This window comes from Mycobacterium simiae, from assembly GCF_008370645.1.
Classification (GTDB): domain Bacteria; phylum Actinomycetota; class Actinomycetes; order Mycobacteriales; family Mycobacteriaceae; genus Mycobacterium; species Mycobacterium simiae_A.
Genome location: NZ_VTZN01000377.1, coordinates 1 through 1492, shown reverse-complemented (window position 1 = coordinate 1492; position 1492 = coordinate 1). Strand labels below are relative to the sequence as shown.

At 77.2% G+C, this 1492-nt stretch carries 2 protein-coding genes; both read left to right on the top strand.

Annotated elements, in window-relative coordinates; all coding sequences use genetic code 11:
* A partial coding sequence (gene eccD, locus F0Q45_RS25915) for a type VII secretion integral membrane protein EccD (RefSeq protein WP_149656582.1) occupies positions 1-936 on the top strand: 936 nt, incomplete at its 5' end.
* An 11-nt stretch (positions 937-947) separates the two neighbouring features.
* Positions 948-1492: S8 family serine peptidase (locus F0Q45_RS25910; protein WP_262491193.1), on the top strand; the 545-nt coding region annotated here is incomplete at its 3' end.

The following is a 1492-nucleotide window of genomic DNA, read 5'->3' as shown; positions in this document are numbered from 1 at the left end:
GACAACACGGCGGCGCGCCGCATCGGTGACACGCTGCTGCTGACCGGGTGCGTGCCGGCCGCGGCGGCCGCGGCGGCGGTGGTGCCGGGCCCGGTGGGCGCCCCGCACGCCGCGCTGGGGCTGGCCGCGCTGGTGGCCGCCGCGGTGCTGATCGTGCGGTTCACCGGCCGCTACCTGGCGCTGGGCGCCGCGCTGATCGTCACCGCGGGCGCGGGTGCGGCGGCGGGGTTGGCGCGGATGACGCTGGTGGCCCCGGCGGTGATCGTGCTGTCGGTGCTGCTGCTGGCCGCCGTGGTGGGGATGCATGCGGCGCCGACGCTGGCGCGGTGGGCGGCCGGCATCCGGCTGCCGGTGTTCCCGTCGGCCTCGGGGCGCTGGATCTTCGAGACCCGCCCGGACCTGCCGGCCGAGAAGGTGGTGGCCAGCGGCGAGCTGGCCACGCTGGACGGGCCGGAGTCGGTGCGCGCCGTGGCGGTGAGCACCGACCGGGCGCGCGGCTATCTGAGCGGGCTGCTGATCGGCACGACGGGGCTGGTGGTGGTGTGCTGCGTGGGCTTGTGTGACCCGCGGGCACCGCGGCGCTGGCTGCCGCTGCTGGTGGCGGGGCTGGTGGGGGTGGCGCTGCTGCTGCGGGGCCGCTCGTTCACCGACCGTTGGCAGGCCACCGTGCTGGCGCTGGGCGCGGTGGCGATGACGATCGGGGTCGCCGGCCGCTACGCGCTGGGGCTGTGGAGCACACCGGCGCTGCTGGCCGGCGCCTCGGTGATGGTGGCGGTGCCGGCGGCCGGGCTGGTGGCCGCGGTGGTGGTGCCCACCCGGTTCTACACCCCGACGCTGCGCAAGGTGGTGGAGTGGGTCGAATACCTGTGCCTGACCGCGGTTTTCCCGCTGGTGTTCTGGCTGATGGGTGTGCTGGCCGCGATCCGGTACCGGTAGCGGGGGTGGTGGTGAGGCGGGTGCGCGGGCATAGGGCAGTGGCGGTGGCGGTGGTCGCGGCGGGGATCAGCGCGCTGGGGGGCTGCCCGCCGGCCGCGGCGGTCCCCCCGCCGCAGATCGACGTCGCCGCGCTGCCGCCCGACGGCGCGCCGGGCCCGGATCAGCCGATGCGCCAGGGGGTGTACTGCACCCGGGTGGGCACGCTACCGGGCACCGACTACCGGGTGCAGCCGCACTTCCTGGACATGCTGGACCTGGGCGAGGCGTGGCGGTTCGGGCGCGGCGCCGGGGTCAAGGTCGCGGTGATCGACACCGGGGTCAGCCCGCATCCGCGGCTGCCGAACCTGGTGGGCGGCGGTGACTACGTGGTGGCCGGCGGCGACGGCCTGTCCGACTGCGACGCCCACGGCACCATCGTGGCGTCGCTGATCGCGGCGGCTCCCGCCGACGGCGCAACGCCGCTGCCGCCGGCGCGCGCGCCGCGCCGGCCCGACACGGTGCCGACCAGCGAGGCGCCCCCGCCGCCCCCGCCGCCGCAGACCGTCACCGTGGTGGT